The organism is Clostridium sp. CM036 (assembly GCF_055081135.1).
This window is the reverse complement of sequence record NZ_CM143652.1, coordinates 1,989,912-2,012,838: the sequence shown is the minus strand read 5'-3', so window position 1 is coordinate 2,012,838 and position 22,927 is coordinate 1,989,912. Positions and strand designations below refer to the sequence as shown.

The following is a 22,927-nucleotide window of genomic DNA, read 5'->3' as shown; positions in this document are numbered from 1 at the left end:
TTTTATTAAATATGTATTAGTTATGGTAGAAATATAAGGTTGCAGCATCGAAGACGATGATTTAACTAATTAAGTTTATTTAGATTACTATGAGATGTGTTAATTTTAATTCATAATACAAATCATAGGAGGTTTTAAAATGAAACATACAGTAAGTTTTATTAAAAGAAAATTTGGACTATTTGACATTATAATATTTGCATCAATAATAGCATTATTGTATATTTTGGTGTCACCAAGTATTAACCATACTTCAACTGGTCAAAGTGTAGTGATTTCAACGAGTTTATCAAAGCTTCCAATTTATGCTCTTAAGTCAGTTGGAAGAATGACGGCAGCATATATTTTATCATTAATATTTACATTTATATACGGATATATGGCTGCCCATAATGAAAAGGCAGAGAAGGTTCTGGTACCTATACTTGATATTTTGCAATCAATTCCTGTACTTTCATTCTTGCCAGCTGTTGTTTTGGGATTAGTTGCAGTATTCCCTAATAATAACATAGGAATTGAAATTGCTTCAATTATTTTGATTTTTACTGGGCAGGCATGGAATATGACCTTCAGCTTTTATCATTCAATTAAGAATATTCCAAGAGATTTAAAAGAAGCAACTGAAGTTTTTCAATTAAGTAAATGGCAACAATTTAAAACCATGGAACTTCCATTTTCAGCTATAGGTCTTGTTTGGAATAGCATGATGTCTTGGGCTGGTGGTTGGTTCTTTCTAATGGCGTGTGAAATGTTTACCATAAAGGATAGAAATTTTAGACTTGAGGGTTTAGGATCTTATCTTCAAACAGCAGCTAATGAGGGAGATGAAAAAGCACTCTTGTGGGGAATAATTACATTAGTACTAGTGATTGTACTGCTAAACGAATTGGTTTGGAAGCCTGTAATTGTATGGGCTGATAAATTCAAAGTAGAGCTTACTGGGAATGATGAAAAATCCCACTCCTTCATTCTTACAATGATAAGACGTTCAGTGATTATTGAATTTCTATCAGAAAAGGTATTTAGTAAAATTAAATTTTTTGCTAATAATATTATTGATAATTTAATAGGCAGATTTAGTAGTAGCAAATATTCGAGGGTTAGTATTTTAGGGAAGTTTATAAGCATAATAGTACGAATTATAATAATTATTTTACTTTGTTATTCGTTATTTAACGCGTTAAAACTTGTATCTACGGTTTCTCTTAATGAATTAAGCAAGTTTATTCCAGCAGTAGGAGCATCACTATTAAGAGTACTTGCTGCACAAGTTATAGCACTTTTATGGACAGTACCAGTTGGAGTTGCTATAGGAATGAATAAAAAGCTAGCAAATATATTTCAACCGATTATCCAAGTTATAGCATCGGTTCCAGCTACTGCACTATTTCCTGTAGTATTGGGATTATTTATGAATGCTGTTGGAGGATTAAGTATAGCATCAGTCTTTCTGATGTTAATGGGAACGCAATGGTATATATTGTTTAATGTAATTGCAGGAGCAATGGCAATACCAGAGGATTTGGTAGCAGCTAGTAAGACTTTTGGACTTAAAGGCTTTAAAAAGTGGAAGATACTAATACTACCAGCAATATTTCCCTATCTCATAACTGGAATGATTACAGCTACAGGTGGATGCTGGAATGCCACTATAGTATCTGAATATGTAAATTTTGGGAAAGAGACATTTAGCACTATAGGAATTGGCGCATTAATATCAGATGCAAGTAATAGTGGGGATTTTCCAATGCTTATTCTTAGCACAATCGTTATGTGTATAGTGGTAGTTACATTCAATAAGTTGATTTGGAAACCATTGTATAATTTAGCAGAAGTGAAGTATAAAATTGAACTATAGTAAGATAGAAAGAGGTGTTAGTAATGGCAAAGGTAAAAGAGTTTATTAAAGTAAGCGGAATAACTAAATATTATGGAGGTTCAGATAAGCCTACAATTGAAAATATAAATATAGATATTAATGAAGGCGATTTTGTTGGGATACTCGGACCATCTGGATCTGGTAAATCGACTATATTAAGAATAGTAACAGGTCTAATTCAGCCTGATAAAGGTGAAGTTTTATTTGATGGAAAAAGAGTTAACGGCGTTAACCCCTACGCATCTATAGTATTTCAAACATTTGCTTTATATCCATGGCTAACTGTACTTGAAAATGTAGAACTTGGGCTTAAAGCTAAAGGGTTTCCTAAAGAATATACAAGAGAGAAAGCAGAAGATTTAATAAATCTTATAGGACTAGATGGATTTGAAGAGGCATATCCTAAAGAATTATCAGGTGGTATGAGGCAAAGGGTTGGATTTGCTAGGGCGCTCGCCGTTGAACCTAAACTTCTATGTTTGGACGAACCTTTTTCTGCACTAGATTTTTTAACCGCTGAAAATTTAAGAACTGAGCTTATAGATTTATGGACTGATAAAAGAATGCCAATGAAAAGTGTGATAATGATTACTCACAATATTGAAGAAGCAGTACTTATGGCTAATAAAATAATAATATTAAGCAAAAATCCTGCAAGGGTAATTGCAGAATTAAAGGTAGACCTTCCTCACCCTAGAAATAGGAAGTCTCCCGAATTTGAAAGTATTGTAGATAACATCTATAAGGTTTTGACCAGTGGGAAATTGGAAGAAAAGATTGAAGACAAAGAAGTAACTGAAGCTATTAATGAAAATAAAGAAAAACCTGTTCTAATACCGAAAGCTCCTATAGGAGTTATGTCAGGTCTTCTTGAGCTTATTGACGATAATGATGGCAAAATGGATATCTATCAGCTTGGACGTGATTTAATGATGGAGAGTGATGATTTACTTCCAAATATTGAGGGTACATGTATGCTTAATTTCGCTGAGATAAAAGAGGGTGATATAATTATTACGACGCTTGGAAAAGAATTTGTTGAAGCTGATATAGAAGATAGTAAAACTATATTTAAAAATCAGATTAAAAATATTTCAACTTTTAGGGTTATTGAAAATGTGTTAAATAGTAAGAGAAATAAGACTATGAAAGAAGAATTTTTTAAGGAACTATTTATGCAGCATTTTTCAACTTATGAAGTAGAAAATACAATGGGCTCAATAATTGATTGGGGTAGGTATGCAGAGGTATTTAATTACGATCATGACTCTGAAGAATTATTTTTAGAAAATGAGGATAATAACGGTTATATCAATTAGTATTAAATTAACACCAGGAAAAAAATAAATATTATATTAAACATCTAGATTTCAGATTTATCTGTTATGTAGGTGTTTTTTGTTATAAACTATCATAAATTTAAGACTTTTCAATCTATTTTTAATCTAACGAAAGGGGAAAAAACAAGGATATTTCAATCAATTGTATAAATTACTATAACATATAAAAACACCCCATCAATTGGATCCTACAACTTTTTTTTAGTTATGTCCGTTAAATGGGGTGTGATTTTTATAAAAATAATGAATATGAGTTTAAAACTATTTGACATGTATTAAGTAGAAATTAATATTTTTATCGCCCCAACCTAAATCCCAAGGTACATGATATCTATCAATAGTGTGAGTATTAACAAGAGGATAACCATGAGAATCAAAACCGGTAACCATAGCAAAATGATCTATATCGCTACCCTTGGCATAACATATAAGATCGCCTAAATCTAATTTTTGTACTGCACCACATGGATAACCAGGAATGGGAGAAATTAATTCCTTAAATGTCCCTTTTCCTAGTAGTTTTCCTCTGCCACTATAAAGCAAATAATTTTTAAAGGCATCAGCATTAACCCATGCCGAGCTTCCGTCGGCTCCGTCATATTTTTTGTAAGTACAGTTCCAAGTGCCATCAAATTTTAGGCCACCACCCTCTTTATCTCCTATTGATTGAGATACGTAATTTGTACAATTTCCACCAATACCGGTATAGTTTGTGTACCTTTTATTATATTTTGTTGAATTTCCACTTGCCCATGGTATTCCACAATATTTATCTGCGTATTTAACAGCATTTATTTTGTCATAATGACCTTTGGTAATAACTTTTAATTCAGATGATATTTTAGGGCAATTTTCCAGTTTATAAATAGGCTGTTTATTAGCATTAAGTTTAACGTCTTTTATTTCACCTAAATAAGATTTTAATGCATCTTCAAAGCAATCTAAATACCAATCGGAATAAACTACCCATTTCCCTTCTTTTTTGATTAATTCAATAGAGTGTGTTAATCCTACTCCAAAAACATTTGTAGTGGGTGCTATATCATTTTTATAAGAATACTGAAATTTGTAATATTCATCCACTAATAAGCGAATGCCTCTTTTGGTACTAGTTATTTTTCTAACTTTGGGGGTAGATTCAACTTTTATAAAATTCATATCTCTTTGACTTGACCAATCATTAAAATAACTTAATCTTTTTACTTCATGTTCTAAACTCCATTTCCCAAGTTTTTGAGAGGTATCAAAATAATTAGGGAGATTAGTAAGATCTTTAGTAATAAACATGGAGCAACGTTCTTTATAAATATCTTCGAGTGCTTTTGTAACTTCAGTTTTATCAGAATCTACTAAAGCTATTGTAGGAATAGCAGTATCTTTATTGATATAAAAAGTATCTGGTTTATAGCAAAATAAACACAACAATAAAATAAAAGGAAAAATGATAATAGAAATACGAATTCGGTTAATGCTTTTTCTCATGAATTGATACACCTCCAATCTATTTAAAGCAATAATAAAATAAGTACTAATTTAGTATTCCACATTATTAAGATTTCTTGCAAAATTTAAAAATAAATTATTGTTAAATGTTGAAGAATTATTCATCAAAATAGAGTTAGCTAATATACTTTATAATGGCAATTAATTTTTGTGAGGTAGATTATGTATGGCATATAGGGATACAACAAATGAAGTCCTTAATATTTCTTTACCTGTAGTTGCGGAGATAACAGTATATACATTAATGTCCATTTTTGATTTGATGATGATTGGCAAATATGGCGGGAATGTAGCAGTAAGTGCTGTGGGATTAAGTAATAATTTAACAAATGCATTTATAGGAATATTTGTTTCAGGAGGTTTTTGTATAAGTATTGTTTCACTAGTTTCTAGACTGGTAGGTGCAAGGCAGTATAAAACCGCTGAAAAATTCGCAGCAATAGGATTAATTTTAGGTGTTATATTTTGTTTAATTATTACAATTTTTATTTTTAATTTTGGAAAAGAGCTTCTTTATATACTTGGAGCTAGAAATAGAATTTTAGAAATAGGATATTCATTTATAAAAGTTAACTCTATAGCTATGTTTTTTTGTATGAACATGAGGCTTTTAAATTCTATTTTAATAGGATACGGAAACACTTTTATACCATTCATATGCTCCTTAATTGTAATTTCCTTTAAAATGATTTTTAATTACTTATTAATTTTTGGTATTGGATTTAAAGCAAGGGGGATAGAAGGGTTGGCTATAGCTTCTATAATTGCTTATTTAGGTGGTTTTATTTTTTCCTTTTACTATACTGTTTTTAAGTCTAAAATTAGGTTTAAACCCTTTTTTATTTTCAGTATTACTTTTAGTGATGTCAAAAAAATATTAGCACTCGCCATTCCTTGTTCATTAGAAGAAACAGTTTTTAGCATTAGCAAATTGATATGTGTTGCCATTATAATTCATTCTGGAAGCGTTTCCTATGCAGCGGATGAAATAGCTAATATGATAGAAGGAATTTCAGTTATGCCCAGTACTGGATTTGGAATCGCAGTTATTACTTTAGTAGGACTTAATATAGGGAAAAAAGATTATAAAAAAGCAAAAACAACTGCGTATAATTGTGTTTTTTATGCTGTATTTATGATGAGCATATTTGCAATAATTTTCTTATTTATGTCCAACATTCTGGTAAAGTTTTTTGTGAATGAAAATGAAAAGAGGGTTGCTTATTTAGCAGGGAAATGTCTTGCCATCGGAGCAGTAGAGCAACCATTTATAGGTATATCGGTAGTCTTTGCTGGTGCATTAAAGGGATTAGGAGACGTTAAAAGCCCATTTTTTATTTGTTGTTTTACAAGTTGGATTATTAGATTACCATTAACGTTTTATATTATTTATATTTTAAAATACCCAATTACAGCGGTATGGTGGATTACTGCGGTGCAATGGGGAATTGATGCATTGCTCATGTTTTGCCTCTTTGAATACAAATTTAGTAAATTACCGAAAAGGTCTACAAGGATAATATAAAACATATATTATGATTGCTATACATATGGAATTTAATTATAGTAATTAGTATACCTAATTTATTATATGTTATGTATACAATAAGTTAAGATAACACAATTTTTTTAGGTAATACAGTAAATCCCACTTATTATATAGATTACTTAGGGTAAAATAAATTTAATGAACAATGTATGTTAATTAAATTTAAGGAGGAAATAATGTGAAAAAGAAATGTTTAATTAGATTTATAGTTTTATTCCTTGGGATATTTTATTTATCTGTTAATTCTTGTTTATTAGGTAGCCAAAGAGCATTAGGATATTCTATAGCAAATAAAAAAGATGAAAAAGTTATATATTTAACCTTTGATGATGGACCTAGTATTATGACAGATAAAGTTTTGGATATACTTAAAGAGAATAATGTAAAGGCTACTTTTTTTCTTATAGGAAATCAAATTAAAGGTCAAGAAGCTGTAGTAAAGAGAATATATAATGAAGGGCATAATATAGGTCTGCATTCTTATACGCATGAATATAAGAATATATACCCCAGTAGAAAAGGGTTTATATCTGAAATGTTACAAACACAGAAAGAAATTAATGAACTTATAGGAACTAATCCAACAATAATAAGATTTCCGTCTGGTAGTAGTAAGCATTTAACTAAGGCTTTTTTAGAACAACTTCATAGCTATAATTTTAAAGTATATGATTGGAATGCTACTATGTCTGATGGAATTAATGCTAAAGCTCCCGCTGATAAGATGTATACAGAAGCTACAAAAAATACCGTTACGAAGCATCCTATAATATTGCTTATGCATTGTGATTATATGCATAAAAACACATGTAAGGCACTACCTAGGGTTATAAAATTCTATAAAGATAATGGATACGAATTTAAAGTTATTAATGATGAAACTCCTGAAAATTATTTTCCTATTAAAAAGTAATATGTAAATAGATTAATTAAATAATATTATCAAACAACGAAATAGCTGTAATATAAGCTTAAATTTCGATTTTTTCAAATTGATATTTAAGCTTTATATTATGGAATACTAGATTGTTTATAAAGTAGTGTATAATATGATATATATTATTTAATACATATTGGGGGAATACATATGATTAGAGGTATAAGTTTAGTCGCAGGCTCTGAATCTACAAAAATAGCTTTGTTAAAGCAACTTGAAGAATACATAGATATCAAATATGTAAAAAGCTATGCTATAGAAAATAACAAAATTCATGACATTATAGAAAATGATTTGGTAATTCTTTCAGGCGAAATTGTTAAGCGGGAGTTAATTGAAAAGGGTTTGTTAAATACTAAATGTGATATCATTATTGCAAAGAGAACTATAAATTATGACCATATTGATGAAATATTCTTAATACCGGAAAATACCGAAGTGCTCTTAGTGAATGATTTAAAAGAAAGTACATATGAAACGATAGAAATATTTAAGGAATTGGGTATTGACCACATTAAATGCGCACCATATTATCCAGGAATCTTAGAAATTAATGAAAGAATAAAAATCGCTATAACTCCAGGGGAGACAGATAAAATTCCTGGTTTTATAGAAAAAAAATATGATATAGGACCAAGAATAATGGATCCTACTACTATAATAAAAATTTTAGTTAAGCTAGATCTATTAGAAAAAAAATCATTTGTATTTTCTCAAAATTATCTTTTCAAAATAATTAACATTGCAGAAAAATTAGGTAAATATAATAATAAAATAATCAAGATGAATTCACATCTTAATTATGTTATTGATGGACTTCATCAAGGGTTAATTGTATATGATAAAAATGGAATAATAAATGTATTAAATGAAGACCTAAAATGCAGTTTAAAAATAAATAATAATAAATTAGTAGGTAAAAGACTCAAAAATGTGGTGTATAATAAAAAACTTTTAGAATACCTTATGGATAATACAGAATTTGGTGAAAAAGGGTTTAATTTAGAGGGGATAGATTTATCGGTTAATAAATTTCAAATTGATGATAATGATTATACAGTAGCAGTATTTAAGAAGTACTACGATACAACAAATGATAACAAGGAAAAAAACCTTATAACAAAAGGATTGGTTGCTAAATATTCCTTTGATGATATTATAAGTGATAATTCAAATATGCAAAAAACAAAAAACATAGCAAGAAAATTAGCAAAAACAGATTTAACTATATTAATTGAAGGAGAGAATGGTACGGGAAAAGAACTTTTTGCTAGTGCTCTACATAAAAGCTCAAGACGGAGAAAAGAACCGTTTCTCGCCGTAAATTGTAGTTCATTACCTGATGAGCTTATTGAAAGTGAATTATTTGGGTATGAAGATGGAGCATTTACAGGTGCAAAAAAGGGTGGAAAACCCGGTTTATTTGAGCAAGCAAATGGGGGGACTATTTTTTTGGATGAGATAGGAGATATTTCATTAAAAGTTCAAATAAGATTACTTAGAGTGCTTCAAGAGAAAGAAGTTATGAGGATAGGGGGTAATGGCATAATACCTGTAGACGTTAATATAATAGTAGCTACCAATAGAAATTTGTTTAAAATGATAGAAGAAGGCCAATTTAGAAAGGATTTATATTACAGATTAAAAATAGGATACCTTAAAATCCCCCCCCTACGTGATCGTAAAGAGGATATAGAGCCGCTAATGAAGTGTTTCCTAAATATGGAAAGTAGACAAGAGATTAAAATTGATAGTGATGTAATTGAAATACTAAAAAAATATGATTGGTATGGGAATGTACGCGAACTTAAAAATACAATAAACTATATGCTTGCTATAAGAGATAGTGATACTATAACATTAAATGAACTGCCAGATATAAGTTTCTTTCAAAATTATGATACTAAAATTAATGAAAGTTCATGTTTAACTATTGATTATTTAGATAAGGAACTTAAGTATATACTAATGCAGGTACATAAATTGAGTAATGAAAGAATAATTGTAGGAAGAAAGATTATTTCAGAAGAAAGTAAAAAAAATAACTTTAATATGAGCGAATCAATGGTTAGAACTAGATTAGAAAGGTTAGAAAGAAAGGGCTTAATTGTAAAAGGTAAAGGGAAAAAAGGTACATGCCTTACAGAGTTAGGTGAAAAAGTAGTATTACAAAAATAAAATAAAATTTAATATGATAATTTAAAGATACATTATAATGAATGGTGACCATTAAGCATAATTGGATGCTATGTGGTCACCATTCATTTTTAGTTTATAAAAATAATTGAGACTATGACTAACTTATATATGCAATTAACTCAATTTAACAAAAATATAAATTGGCATATAAATTGCTACTATATAAAACATATGAATTAAAGGGGGAATCATAATGGTGCAAAATAAAAAGAAAAACTGTGATTTTAAAATGCCGGACACTTATGTAATCGTATTCTTTGTTGTCTTATTAGCGGCACTATTAACTTATATCATGCCTGTAGGTAGATTTGAGATTAATTATAAAGCTTATGATGCTAATGGCAAAAAAATTGTTGAAGTTGCAGATGGGCAAAAAGCTTCTTTTCAGGTACATAACCAAAATTATATTATTGACTCTTCAGGTGAAAAAACTTTATTAATTGAAGAAGGCAAAGACGAACCAGTAGGTGAAATAAATAAGGGCAAGGCTAAGGCTTTAGAAGTAAAAAAAGATGATAAGGTATCTTTTAAGATAGTACAGGAATTTGGTAAATTTTTTTCGACGGGAGAAAAAAAAGGAGTTAAACTATTTGCAAGTGGTGGAGAGATGGGCTTCCTTAATTATATATTTGAGGGTCTTGTAAAAGGAGACAAGTGGGGAAGTGCAGTAGGTGTTATAGCATTTATTTTAGTAGTCGGTGGTTCATTTGGAATTATATTAAAAACTGGCGCTGTTGAGGAAGGTATTCTTTCAATGATAAGTAAAACCAAAGGGAAAGAGGTTATACTTATACCATTAATCTTCTTATTGTTTTCATTGGGAGGTGCTGTATTTGGTATGTCGGAGGAAGCAATTCCATTTGCTATGATTATTATTCCATTAGTAATAGCCATGGGATATGATGCAATAGTTGGTATTATGATTACTTATGGTGCAACTCAAATAGGGTTTGCTACATCATGGATGAATCCATTTAATGTGGCCATTGCACAAGGTATCGCAGGTATACCTATTTTATCTGGTGCAGGATTTAGGATAGTTTTATGGGTATTCTTCACTACATTAGGCATCGCATATATTTGGTTTTATGCTAAAAAGATAAGAAAGAATCCATTATTATCAGTTGCATATGAATCAGACGGCTTTTATAGAACGGATTTCAAAAAAAAGGAGCTTAAGGATATTGATTTTACATTTGGACATAAGTTAGTGCTTGTTACCATAGTACTCGGAATGGTATGGGTTGTATATGGGGTTACTAAATACGGGTACTATATTCCGGAAATTGCAACAGTATTTTTTACCATGGGACTTGTTTCAGGTATTATTGCTGTAATATTTAAGCTTAACAATATGAGTGTAAACGATATTTCAATTTCATTCAAAGAAGGAGCAAAAGACTTAGTTGGAGCTGCATTAGTAGTAGGTATGGCACAGGGTATTATTTTAGTACTTGGAGATTCGTCTCCTGTAACTAACTCTGTTCTAAATACTATGCTTAATGGTATGTCTATTACACTTAGTGGGCTTTCTTCAGGATTAAATGCATGGTTTATGTATATATTCCAAGCGATATTTAACTTCTTTGTTGTTTCTGGATCAGGTCAAGCGGCTATAACAATGCCACTCATGGCACCACTTGCAGATATGGTAGGTGTAAGCAAACAAGTTGCAGTATTGGCGTTCCAATTAGGTGATGGATTTTCAAACCTAATTGTTCCAACTTCAGGATGTCTAATGGCTGTATTAGGTGTTGCAAAATTAGACTGGGGTAAATGGGCAAAATTCCAAATGAAATTTCAAGGTGTATTATTTGTTACATCTTCAATTGTAATGTTTACAGCTGTAGCAATAGGTTACTAAAATACTTATAATGAAAGGAGAATTAGCATGTTAACGTTAATTAAGGGAGGAAAAGTATACTCGCCACAGTATATGGGAAAGAAAGATGTTTTAATATGTGGTGATAAAATAGAGCTTATAGAGGATAGTATTAATATAGAAAATAGTGGGTTAGAAATTAAAGTCATAGAAGCATATGGAAAATTATTATTCCCAGGATTTATTGATTCGCATGTCCATATTTTAGGAGGAGGAGGAGAGGGTGGATTTAAAACCCGAACTCCAGAAATAAATTTATCTGATTTAACAACTGCAGGGGTAACTACAGTAATTGGGTGTTTAGGGACTGATGGTATATCAAGAGATGTGAAGTCTTTACTTGCAAAGGCAAGAGCCCTTGAAGAAGAAGGAGTATCAACATTCATATATACAGGATCGTATAAGATACCGATTAAATCTATAACTGGAAATGTGCAAGAAGATATTATTTTAATTGATAAAATTATAGGTGTTGGAGAAGTAGCCCTGTCAGACCATCGATCAAGCAATCCAACATTTGAACAGTTCTCACAATTAGTAGGAGATGCAAGAGTAGCTGGGATGTTATCTGGAAAAGCAGGAATCATAAATGTTCATATGGGTGATGGTAAGGATGAACTTAACTATCTGGATAGGTTAGCTGAAGAAACGGATATACCGCTAACTCAAATTATTCCAACACATATAAATAGGAATCCATCCTTATTTAAAAAAGGTTTAGAATATGCAAAAAATGGTGGGTATGTTGATTTAACGACAAGTACTACAAAAAAATTTCTAGAAGAAGGAGAACTGAAATGCAGCACTGGTCTTAGAATTATGCTTGAGGGATGTGTTAATATTAAGAATATAACATTTACTTCAGATGGACAAGGAAGCCTTCCAGACTTCGATGATAAAGGCGAATGTATTGGTCTTAAGATTGGGGGATGTGATTCGCTATATAAAGAGGTAAGAGATGCTATAATTAATGAAAATGTTAGTATAGAAAATGCAATTAGTGTAATAACATCAAATCCTGCAGAACACTTAAAACTGAAAACAAAAGGATACTTAAAGGTTGGCTTTGATGCAGATATTGTTGTAGTTAATGAAGATGATTTAAATATCAATACTGTAGTAGCAAAGGGTATAACAATGATTCATGAAAATAAGGTTTTGGTTAAGGGAATGTTTGAAAAATAAACAAGCTATTAGTTGTAAAATATATATTTTACAACTAATAGCTTGTTTATTTTTGTTTATTTATAATATCTATTAAAATCTTCATTCTTTCATGAATATTTGGTTCTATGTTATCACGTTTATAATGAAAATCATTTGGATCTAATAAGTAACTATGAGTTACTCCAAACAGTGTTTTATTTTCCTTGATTCCTTTTTTTAATATTTCTGAAAGTTTTTCAATGTTAAAGTATTCGAGTCTTAACTCTTCATTCTCATTTTGTGCGTAGACAGGTAAAGAAGTTAATATATTTTTTGTTACTTTATACTGAGGTCTATAAATATTGTGAGATTCATATTTTATATTAGTTAACTCTGATAATATTTTTGATGTATTATCATCTATTGAAAAATATCCTCCACGAAAAGCCTCAATAGGCTCAATTCCTATTTTTGAAATATATTCGTAACAATGCTTTATTATAATCTTTTGCTGATCATAAGGGTAGTAGGATATTAAATCTTCATCGCTTTTTATAAATGGACAAAGCTTTTCTATATGTTCTGGCAAATTATTTGGATGAATATGAAGGCCAAATATAACTTTATAATTATTTTTTATCTTTTCTATTAGATTTAGCTCATTCATCATTTCGGCAAAAAACGGAGTTATGAATAAAAGTGTATATATATTGTTCTCGGAATTTAATTTTAAAAGCCTCTCTAAATTCATTACATTGTTTTTTAAATTTTTATCGAAATTGTATCCTTCACAATCTATAGTTAAAACAAAATCGAAATTTGGATATTTAATATACTTATCTAAAAAATACTTCATAAATTAACACAACCTCCTAATAAACATTGCAAACTTGCAATTTGCATTGTATAATCAAATTACAGTAAGTAACAACTTAATTATACAATGCAGATTGTTACTTGTCAAAAAGTTAGTAACACTCAGTCTCACACTGCTTCATAATACAATTTTAAAATTAATACTTTGAAATTTTAAAGCCTTTCAAAATATAATTCAATTATTAGTACATCTATTTTTCAAAAACAAAAAAATAAAACTAAGAAGGATAAAGGTGTTATTTTATTTTAAAATAACAACTATTTTGGTTCTGCAATTTTTCAAAAAAATGAATTAAACAAAAGAAGAGAAAGACAAGGAGGATGATAATATTGAAAACTATAGGTTTTCCAAGAATGCATAAAGAAATAAATGAGAAAAGAGATTTTTTGCCAACATTTTTTGATATACTTCAAAAGGAAAAAGTGAAAATATTTCTTGAAGAAGGATATGGTTCGGCTTTAGGTTATACAAAGGAAGATTATTTAAATAAGAATAGCACAATACAATTTGTATCTAATAAAGAATCTTATGAAAAAGATATAGTTGTAGTTTTAAGATCTCCAGAGTTTGAGCAAATTGATTATATGAAAGAAGGAAGTATTTTATTAAGTATGCTCCATTATCCAACTAGAGCTACCAGAGTAGAAAAGCTTAAAGAAAAAGGCATATTTGCTGTTTCTATGGATTCTATTAGAAATGATTTTTCAGAAAGAATTGTTGTAGATTATGAGGGAACTTCAGGAAATGGAATTAATGCAGCGTTTACTGAACTGGCAAAAAACTATAAAAATACTTGCATTGAAGAAAGAAAACCTATAATTGTGAGTATAATGGGAATGGGACGGGTTGGTTTAACCGCAGCAAGACTGGCAGGTAAATATGGGAATAACAAAGCAAATGAAGATATACTTAAGGAAAAAACTAAAGGTGTACTTGTTAAGATGCTACCTAGAAATATAACTGATGATAAAAAGCATATGATTGAAATTCTAAAAAATACGGATATTTTAGTAGATGCAACTACTAGGGATGATGCAACAGAGTATATTGTCAGTAATGAATTATTAGGATATTTAAAGGAGCATTCTATAATTTTAGATTTAACATCAGATCCTTATTTATCAGATGTTTTTCCTATTCAAGTAAAGGCAATAGAAGGTGTACCACATGGAACACTAGATAAAATTGTTATTTACCCTGCTGATGACGAGTATAGTACTATACCAAAGTGTTTGAAATCACTTAATCGAAGAACAGTAGTAAGCTGTAATGCTTGGCCGGGAGTTAACCCAAAGGGTTGTATGGATTTATATGGTAAACAACTTGTATATATTGTACAAAATCTTATAGGATATTCTGTTGATAATTTTGATTTATATAATAATGACTATTTTAATAGATCAATATACAGAGGAACTATTGAATGTTTTGAAGAAAGTTTGAATGATTATGGAGATGAAATAGTAGATGTAGTAATATAATCGTAAAAGCTGTGAACTTGACTTTCACAGCTTTTACAAGTATATAGGATAAATATCCATCTGAGTTATTTTAATATCGGTTATAATTATAGTATAATAAGGGCTAATATTAGTAACTATTTTTTTTAAAACCAGTAATAATATTATTTATTGTCTAAAATAATATTTCTATAACTAGTGAATTAATTGCATAGTGTTTATTATTTATGATGAATTCTAGTATTTCAAGTTCACCAGTTCCAGATTCTAATAGTATATTATTATTCATATTTTTCATCACTTTCAAATAGGTATAAACATAGCATTTTAAAATAAATATTTATATTTATATTTCAAGCAAAATGTCCATAACTTTACTTTTAAATGTTAAAATAAAGCTTTAAGTAACAAGTTAAATTTAAAAATAGTAAAATAGAATATAAAAGTGAAATTTTCCAGTAAAATATGGTAAACTATATAGTGTATAGTAAAATGTTAACAGCATTATTTAGAGGGTGAAGTAAAATTGATATTAAATGGCGGATGGATAGAAACTACAGAAGGTATGCATACATTTATATTGTGGGGCGAGAGTGGAGAAACTAAGTGCACAAGACGAGGTAGAAAGCCTAAAAATGCACTTCCACTATATGAAAAAATGGCTTCAGTTGTAGAATTGCGTAGCAAAACAAATAATTCAGCAATAGATATAAAACATGGGAAATATAAATATGATGCAATAAAAAAGGAACTTCTAAAAAGAGAAATTAGGGGTATTACTTTTAGTAATTTAGATTCATTTAATTTGATTTTGAATATAGAAAGAGACTGTACGAAGCAGATAGAGTTATCAGGGGAAATAAAGTTTTGGATTACAGTGGCAAAGTTTACTGCTGAGCTAATTATAAAGCATAAGTATTTACCCTCTTTAACCATCGATAGAGCAAAGAAAAAAGTGAATTCTCAGTGGAGATGGCACACAAGCGATCCTGAGTATATTGATAAAAAGAAGGTTTTATGTAGTAATATGCCTACAGAGTGTAAGGCATATTTTCATTTAGATGATCAGCAATTCATATACACAAATAGTAATAAACTGGTAAGTAATTTTATGGATTCTATGATTGACAGTATGGTAAGAAGTAGTTGTAACGAAATAAACAAAGATAATGATTACTTAGAGTATGATTTTAATAATTTAAGTAGTACTTGGATGCATTCTCTTTTTTCAGAATTGCCTGAGATACCGATAGACACAAGTGATCAGGTTAAAATGCTAAATGAGTATAAGAAATGGATAGAACCTATAAAAATTAAAAATAATAATTTTAAATTCCGTACATGTTTCAAAGTTATTCCACCTACAAGAGAAGAGGAGTGGACAATTGAATATTTGCTTCAAGCAAAGGATGATCTTAGCCTTGTGCTACCAGCAAAAATGATTTTTGAAGAATCTGTGGATACAATAACCTATTTAAATAAAAAATTTAATAATCCCCAAGAAAGGCTTCTAGAGGATTTAGCAGTTGCCTCAAAAGTATTTATTCCTATTGAAAGGAGTCTTTATGATGCAGTACCCATAGAGTGCAAGCTATCTATGGAGGAAGCCTATTCATTTTTAAGAGAATCAGCTTATTTCTTGAAAGAAAAAGGATTTGGTATTATTGCACCAGCCTGGTGGAAAAAACCTTCAAGGATCTCTGTTAAGCTAAAGGATAAAAAGCACATTACAAATACTAATTTAGCAGTAAAGAGTACATTCAATATGGATACTATTCTTGAATATGACTGGAAATTGGCATTAAATGGAGAAGAGATAAGTGAGAAGGAATTTGAAAAAATTTCAAATTTGAAAATACCATTTATTCAATTAAGGGGTCAGTGGGTACAGGTTGATATACATCAAATTAAAACACTTTCCAAGATGAAAATGAATAAAGGGTTAAATGGGAAGATTCCTGTCGGAGAATTATTAAGACTCAACTTAAGTGATGAGGAGATAATTCCAGGAGTTACTGTTGATAATATAGATAATCAAGAAGCTGTGGGGCATTTTTTTGAGAAATTGTTTAATTTGAATAATATAGAAGAAGTTGATATTCCATTAGGATTTAGAGGTACCCTTCGTGAATACCAGAAAAGAGGGTTTTACTGGTTAACTTTTTTGCGAAATCATGGTATAGGGGCATGCCTTGCTGATGATATGGGGCTTGGAAAAACTGTACAAAGTATATGTCTTATGCTTTATGAGAGAGAAAAGGGGTTAACGGATAAACCTACTTTAATAATATGTCCTACGTCTGTTGTGGGAAATTGGGAAAAAGAAATTGAAAAGTTTGCACCTAATCTTAAATCAGCAATTCATCACGGAAATAGTAGGTGGAGTTATGAAACTTTTAGCGAGGAAATACATAAAAATGAGGTTGTTATTACAACTTATGCGCTAATGGTAAGGGATAAGGAGTTATTCCAAAAAGAAGAATGGGCAGGGATTATATTGGATGAAGCTCAAAATATTAAGAATAGCGCGTCCAAACAAACTCAATATATAAAAAAACTTAAAGCGGAATATAAAGTTGCATTAACAGGAACGCCGGTTGAAAATAGACTTTCAGATTTGTGGTCTATTATGGACTTTTTAAATAAAGGATATCTATATAATTGGTCAACATTTAGGAGTGAATTTGCAGTTCCTATAGAGCGGGATGGAGATTCTAAAAAAAGTAATAAACTAAAAAAAATAATTGCTCCATTTGTGCTACGAAGACTTAAAACTGACACAAATATTATCAAAGATTTGCCAGAAAAAATAGAGACTAAGGAATATACAGCTTTAACAAAGGAACAGGCTACTTTATATCAAGCTGTGGTAAATGATTGCATAAATAAAATTGATGAATCAGAAGGTATTCAGCGTAGGGGACTTATTATTTCTTCATTAACAAAGTTCAAGCAAATTTGTAATCACCCTGTGCAATTTTTAAAGGACGATGGCGACATTGAAGGACGCTCTGGAAAACTTGAAAGGCTTCTAGAAATGCTGGAAGTTGTTATAGAAGAAGGGGATAGGTCGCTTGTATTTACGCAGTTTGCGGAAATGGGACATATTTTAAAATCAGAAATTGAGAAAAAACTAGGGGTAAGAACACTATTTTTACATGGAGGAACCAGCAGAAAGAAAAGAGAAGAGCTAATTAATGTTTTTCAAGAAGATGGTAATGAGCCTATGGTATTTATATTATCTTTAAAGGCTGGTGGACTTGGGTTAAACCTAACAAAAGCCAATCAGGTATTTCATTTTGATAGATGGTGGAATCCTGCTGTAGAAAATCAAGCAACGGATAGGGCATTTAGAATAGGGCAACTTAAGAATGTCCATGTTCATAAATTCATATGTATGGGAACCTTAGAGGAAAAAATTGATGTTATGCTAGAAAAGAAGCAGGCACTTGCTGAAAGTGTAGTTTCAACAAATGAAAACTGGATATCAGAGATGAGCAATGAGGAGCTTCACGAACTCTTTACATTAGAGCAGGACAACAAAGATTACAATTGATAGATAACATCGAAGGTGATAATTAATAATTGTTACCTAAACATAGACATTGGCAAGGAGGTGGAAACCTGTGGCTGGAAGAATAAGAAATGAATTTGGTAGCAATTGGTGGTCTAAAAAATGGAATAACGCAATTTCGAGCTTTACTATAAGTTCTAGAGTTGACAGTGGACGAGAATATGCAAGAGGTGGAAATGTACTGAGCATAGAGGTTTCAAAGGGGAAAATTGAGGCAGAAGTTCAGGGAAGCAGATTAACACCTTATAAAGTGAATATGGAGCTTGATAGTTTTTCGGAGCAGCAGTGGGGAAAAATCATGAAGATTATGTCTCAAAAAGCTATTTTTTGCGCTAAACTTTTAAATGGAGAAATGCCTGAAAATATAGAGGAAGCTTTTAAAGAAGCCGGAGTTTCTCTTTTTCCCAAAAAACAAATACATTTAGTAACTCAGTGTTCCTGCTCAGACGTTGCAAACCCATGCAAACATATCGCTGCAGTTCATTATATGCTTGGGGTTGAGTTTGATAAGGATCCCTTTGTAATTTTAAAACTGAGAGGCATGGATAAAGATGAATTTTTACAAGCTTTGAGAACTTTAAGAAGTGGAAATGAAGGTGAAAAGGTTAAACGAAAAGCAAAAATACACCGTAGGTCAAGAAAAACTATTGAAGATTTAAAAAGAGAATTTGAAAATTTTAATAAAATAGATGATGATGTATTAAACATGACATTTTCTTATATAACACCCGAAGTTAAGCATGGAGTTATAAAAACATTGGGTATTCCAGACTTTTGCACAAGCACAGATGAGTTTAGGTGCAAAATGGGGACAGCGTATACTAGCGCTGAAGAGGAGACTAGAAAGTATATACATGAAAAGTGATTAATAACCAGTATCAAATAGGCCCAGCTACAAGGAGACAAATTATATGAAAAAACTTTTAAAGTTAACTAAAGGAAATAGATTATTATATATTACAGCAATAATTTCTATAGCAGTAGCTACTTTCATAGCAATGCTGGAGCCTATGGTTATAAAAGTAACAATAGATTCAATAATAGGAAATAAACCAATGGACGTTCCATTACCTATGCAAAAATTGGTTATGCTATTAGGTGGCACAGGTATGCTTTCGAGAAATCTATGGATATGTGCTTTGGGGCTTGTAATATTAACATGTATAAGAGGGGTTTTCTTATTCCTAAGAGGGAATCTTTCTGCTCGCGCTGCTGAAAATATTGCAAGAAATATGAGAGTTAAGCTGTATGATCATATTCAGAATTTGCCATATGGATATCATGTAAAAGCAGAAACAGGTGATCTTATTCAAAGATGTACGTCAGATGTAGATACCGTTAGAAAATTCTTTGCGACGCAAATGGTGGAAATAGGAAGAGCGTTTTTTATAGTAACATTCGCAATTTTAATGATGTTATCACTTAATAAAAAAATGACGATTATTGCCATGGTAATAGTACCAATTATATTTGTATTTTCATATGTGTTCTTTTATAAAATAAAGGACACTTTTGAGCACTCAGATGCACAAGAGGGGGTACTAACCTCAGTGCTTCAAGAAAATTTAAGTGGAGCACGCGTGGTAAAAGCTTTTGGAAGGCAAAAGTTTGAAATTGAAAAATATGAAAAAGAGAATATGAAATATAGAGATTTAAATTTCAAATTAGTAAAGCTACATTCAATTTATTGGTCTACATCAGATATACTTTGTATGACTCAAATTGGTTTGGTTTTAGTATCGGGCATATATTTTGCAGTTAATGGCGAAATAAGTTTGGGCAGTTTGGTGGTATTTAACACATATGAAGGAATGTTATTATGGCCAGTAAGGCAGCTGGGTAGAATTCTTTCAGATATGGGCAAAATGTCAGTTTCGCTTAAGCGAATAACGAATGTTCTTGAAGCGCACGTAGAACAAGAATATGGAAAAGCACTTAAGCCACAAATTAAAGGTGATATAAGCTTTGAAAATGTAAACTTTGAATACGAGAAAGATAATAAAATTTTAAGCGATATAACTTTCACAGTAAAGAAAGGCGAAACAGTGGCTATTGTTGGACCAACAGGTTCAGGTAAGTCATCGCTAGTGCATCTATTATTAAGACTTTATGACTATAACAGTGGGTCTATAAAGGTTGATGGAGTAGAGCTTAAGGATATTGAAAGAAAGCATATGAGAAGTAATGTTGGAATAGTGCTTCAGGAGCCTTTTCTCTATTCAAGAACTATAAAGGAAAATATCAAAATGGCAAAGATAGACTCTGAAGATATAGAAATTCATGATGCGGCTACAGTAGCTGATGTGCATAATGTTATATCTTCTTTTGAAAAGGGGTATGACACTATTGTAGGAGAAAAGGGTGTTACCTTGTCAGGAGGACAAAGGCAAAGGGTCGCCATAGCAAGGACACTTATAAACAATATGCCTATATTGATATTTGATGATTCACTAAGTGCGGTGGATACTGAAACTGATAGAGTTATAAGGCGAAAACTTAAAAAGAAAAGTGAAAGTAATACTACCTTCATAATCTCTCACAGAATTTCTACAGTTATGGCTGCGGATAAAATTATTGTAATAAATCATGGAAAGATTGAGGACATAGGAACCCATGACATACTCATTAAAAAGGATGGTATCTATAAAAGAATATGGGATATACAGACATCGTTAGATTCCATAAAGGATGAAAAGCAGGTGCTTAATGAGTAAAAGGCAGGTGATATTATGGATAGGATAGATGAAAATAAAGCTACTAAAAAAATAGATATAGGTATATGGAGAAAGCTCTTTAAATATCTTACAGAATTCAAAAATGGACTTATATTTTTGGCTTTCCTAATGGTAGGTGTGGCAGGCGTAGATGTAGTAATGCCACTACTTACAAGGTATGCTATTGATAATTTTATTGCAAAGAAAACCATAGACGGGCTTGCAATATTTGCATTAGTTTACTTTTGCATAATTGTTTTTCAAGCGTTAAATGTAAGATTATTTATAATGCATGCAGGTAAAATTGAAACGCACTTAGCTTATCATATAAGAAAGCTTGGGTTTAAAAGGCTTCAACAGCTATCTTTTTCATATTATGATAACTCATCAGTGGGATGGCTTATGGCAAGGATGACCTCAGATGTAACAAGGCTTAGTGAAATAATATCCTGGGGATTAATTGATATGGTGTGGGCAATAGTTATGATGATTGGGTTTATAGGAGTAATGCTTTATAATAACGTAAAGCTAACTCTTATAAGCATGAGTGTGGTGCCATTCTTATTTTTAATAGGGATATTTTTTCAAAAAAAAATATTGATATCATATAGAAAGGTTAGAAAATTAAATTCACATTTAACTGCGGATTTTAGTGAAGAGGTATCTGGAGCTAAAACTACTAAAACTCTTGTTCGTGAAGAAGAAAACTTAAACGAATTTAAACAAGATGCAGGCAATATGAGAAATTCTTCAGTTAAGGCAGCTATGTTCTCTGCTCTCTTTCTTCCAATTGTTATATCCATGGGAAGCGTAGGAGCAGGTTTTGCTTTATGGCTAGGAGGGGATAGGGTTATATCACAATCGTTATCTTATGGTACTTTTGTAATGTTTATTGCTTATACTGTGCAGTTCTTCGACCCTGTAAGTCAGCTAGCTGGAACCATTGCAGAACTTCAGAATGCTCAAGCATCTGCAGAGAGAATTATAGCTTTAATAGAAACTGAGCCAGATATATGGGATAAAAATGATGTGATTGAAAAGTACGGAGATTTATTTAATGCAAAACAAGAAAACTGGGAAGAAATACATGGAGATATTGAGTTTAAAGATGTGTGCTTTTCCTATAAAAATGGAGAAAAGGTGTTTCAAAACTTTAACCTAAAAGTGAAAAAAGGTGAAACTATAGCATTAGTTGGAGAAACAGGTTCTGGTAAAAGCACTTTAGTAAACCTACTTTGTAGATTTTATGAACCAAGTAGTGGAGAAATATTAATTGATGGAAAAGATTATAGAGAAAGATCACTATTGTGGCTTCAATCTAATCTAGGCTATGTACTTCAAAGCCCACATTTATTTAGTGGAAATATTAGAGATAACATTATATATGGAAAGCTTAATGCAACCTTCGATGAAATTGAAAATGCATCAAAGCTTGTAAATGCTCATGGGTTTATAAGTAAACTAGAAAAAGGCTATGATACGCAGGTTGGTGAAGGGGGAGGGAATCTATCCACAGGGGAGAAACAACTTATTTCCTTTGCTAGAGCCATTGTAGCAGATCCAGCACTATTTGTTCTTGATGAAGCTACATCATCTATAGATACGGAAACAGAAAGAATGATACAAAATGCCATAGAAAAAGTTTTAAATGGTAGAACTAGTTTTGTGGTTGCCCATAGACTTTCTACCATAGTATCTGCAGATAGAATTCTTGTTATAAGAAATGGAAAGATTACGGAATCAGGAAATCACAGAGAACTACTAAAAAGAAAAGGTTATTACTATAAACTATATACAAATCAGCTCTTAGAAGATAAGGAAATGGAAAGCAAAACGGTGCTTTCTTAAGAGAAAGCACCGCATAGAA

14 protein-coding genes and 1 pseudogene are annotated in these 22,927 nt (G+C 30.8%); 12 read left to right on the top strand and 3 right to left on the bottom strand.

The genetic code is table 11. The annotated features are described in order from the left end of the window. Positions 1-139: 139 nt before the first annotated feature. Together ACWJKE_RS09420 and ACWJKE_RS09415 are read left to right on the top strand one after the other, a co-directional pair. Positions 140-1,858: an ABC transporter permease gene (locus ACWJKE_RS09420; protein WP_216302704.1), complete on the top strand. Its 1,719-nt coding sequence runs from the start codon at positions 140-142 to the stop codon at positions 1,856-1,858. A gap of 23 nt (positions 1,859-1,881) precedes the next feature. Then, complete coding sequence (locus ACWJKE_RS09415; RefSeq protein WP_216302705.1) at positions 1,882-3,198, top strand: ABC transporter ATP-binding protein; 1,317 nt, start codon at positions 1,882-1,884, stop codon at positions 3,196-3,198. A 282-nt stretch (positions 3,199-3,480) separates the two neighbouring features. Here the strand turns inward: ACWJKE_RS09415 and ACWJKE_RS09410 are convergent, their stop codons facing one another. Beyond that, positions 3,481-4,701 carry an amidase domain-containing protein gene (locus tag ACWJKE_RS09410; RefSeq protein WP_462958753.1) on the bottom strand — a complete coding sequence of 407 codons (1,221 nt, stop codon included), beginning with the start codon at positions 4,699-4,701 and terminating at the stop codon, positions 3,481-3,483. Positions 4,702-4,888: 187 nt separating this feature from the next. Between ACWJKE_RS09410 and ACWJKE_RS09405 the strand changes: the two genes are divergently transcribed. The 5 genes from ACWJKE_RS09405 (at position 4,889) to iadA (ending at position 12,474) form a co-directional block, all read left to right on the top strand. After that, positions 4,889-6,247, top strand: a complete 1,359-nt coding sequence (locus tag ACWJKE_RS09405) for an MATE family efflux transporter (protein WP_216302707.1) — start codon at positions 4,889-4,891, stop codon at positions 6,245-6,247. Positions 6,248-6,449: 202 nt separating this feature from the next. Then, positions 6,450-7,184 carry a polysaccharide deacetylase family protein gene (locus tag ACWJKE_RS09400; RefSeq protein WP_268064013.1) on the top strand — a complete coding sequence of 245 codons (735 nt, stop codon included), beginning with the start codon at positions 6,450-6,452 and terminating at the stop codon, positions 7,182-7,184. A gap of 174 nt (positions 7,185-7,358) precedes the next feature. After that, complete coding sequence (locus ACWJKE_RS09395) at positions 7,359-9,386, top strand: sigma 54-interacting transcriptional regulator (protein WP_216302708.1); 2,028 nt, start codon at positions 7,359-7,361, stop codon at positions 9,384-9,386. Between the two features lie 214 nt (positions 9,387-9,600). After that, positions 9,601-11,271, top strand: a complete 1,671-nt coding sequence (gene yfcC / locus ACWJKE_RS09390; protein WP_253198145.1) for a putative basic amino acid antiporter YfcC — start codon at positions 9,601-9,603, stop codon at positions 11,269-11,271. 27 nt (positions 11,272-11,298) lie between these two features. Next, positions 11,299-12,474, top strand: a complete 1,176-nt coding sequence (iadA, locus tag ACWJKE_RS09385; protein ID WP_216302709.1) for a beta-aspartyl-peptidase — start codon at positions 11,299-11,301, stop codon at positions 12,472-12,474. Positions 12,475-12,520: 46 nt separating this feature from the next. Here the strand turns inward: iadA and ACWJKE_RS09380 are convergent, their stop codons facing one another. Then, positions 12,521-13,291, bottom strand: coding sequence for a polysaccharide deacetylase family protein (locus ACWJKE_RS09380; RefSeq protein WP_216302710.1), 771 nt, complete (start codon positions 13,289-13,291; stop codon positions 12,521-12,523). Between the two features lie 350 nt (positions 13,292-13,641). On the opposite strand from ACWJKE_RS09380, the gene ACWJKE_RS09375 reads away from it, so the two are divergent. Then, the gene (locus ACWJKE_RS09375) at positions 13,642-14,793 is read left to right on the top strand and encodes a Rossmann-fold NAD(P)-binding domain-containing protein (RefSeq protein WP_220319914.1); all 1,152 of its coding nucleotides are present in this window, start codon (positions 13,642-13,644) and stop codon (positions 14,791-14,793) included. Between the two features lie 166 nt (positions 14,794-14,959). On the opposite strand, the pseudogene ACWJKE_RS09370 reads toward ACWJKE_RS09375, so the two are convergent. Beyond that, positions 14,960-15,061, bottom strand: a pseudogene (locus ACWJKE_RS09370) (chemotaxis protein CheV); the annotation flags it as partial. Positions 15,062-15,298: 237 nt separating this feature from the next. On the opposite strand from ACWJKE_RS09370, the gene ACWJKE_RS09365 reads away from it, so the two are divergent. The 4 genes from ACWJKE_RS09365 to ACWJKE_RS09350 all read left to right on the top strand — a co-directional run bounded on the left by ACWJKE_RS09365 (position 15,299) and on the right by ACWJKE_RS09350 (position 22,908). After that, entirely contained in the window at positions 15,299-18,328 is a 3,030-nt protein-coding gene (locus tag ACWJKE_RS09365) for a DEAD/DEAH box helicase (protein ID WP_220286452.1), read from the top strand. Positions 18,329-18,398: 70 nt separating this feature from the next. After that, entirely contained in the window at positions 18,399-19,211 is an 813-nt protein-coding gene (locus ACWJKE_RS09360) for an SWIM zinc finger family protein (RefSeq protein ID WP_220286451.1), read from the top strand. A 46-nt stretch (positions 19,212-19,257) separates the two neighbouring features. Then, a complete protein-coding gene (locus tag ACWJKE_RS09355; protein ID WP_462952563.1) occupies positions 19,258-21,060 on the top strand; it encodes an ABC transporter ATP-binding protein in 1,803 nt (600 codons plus the stop codon). Positions 21,061-21,075: 15 nt separating this feature from the next. Beyond that, positions 21,076-22,908, top strand: a complete 1,833-nt coding sequence (locus tag ACWJKE_RS09350; protein ID WP_462952562.1) for an ABC transporter ATP-binding protein — start codon at positions 21,076-21,078, stop codon at positions 22,906-22,908. Positions 22,909-22,927 lie beyond the last annotated feature (19 nt).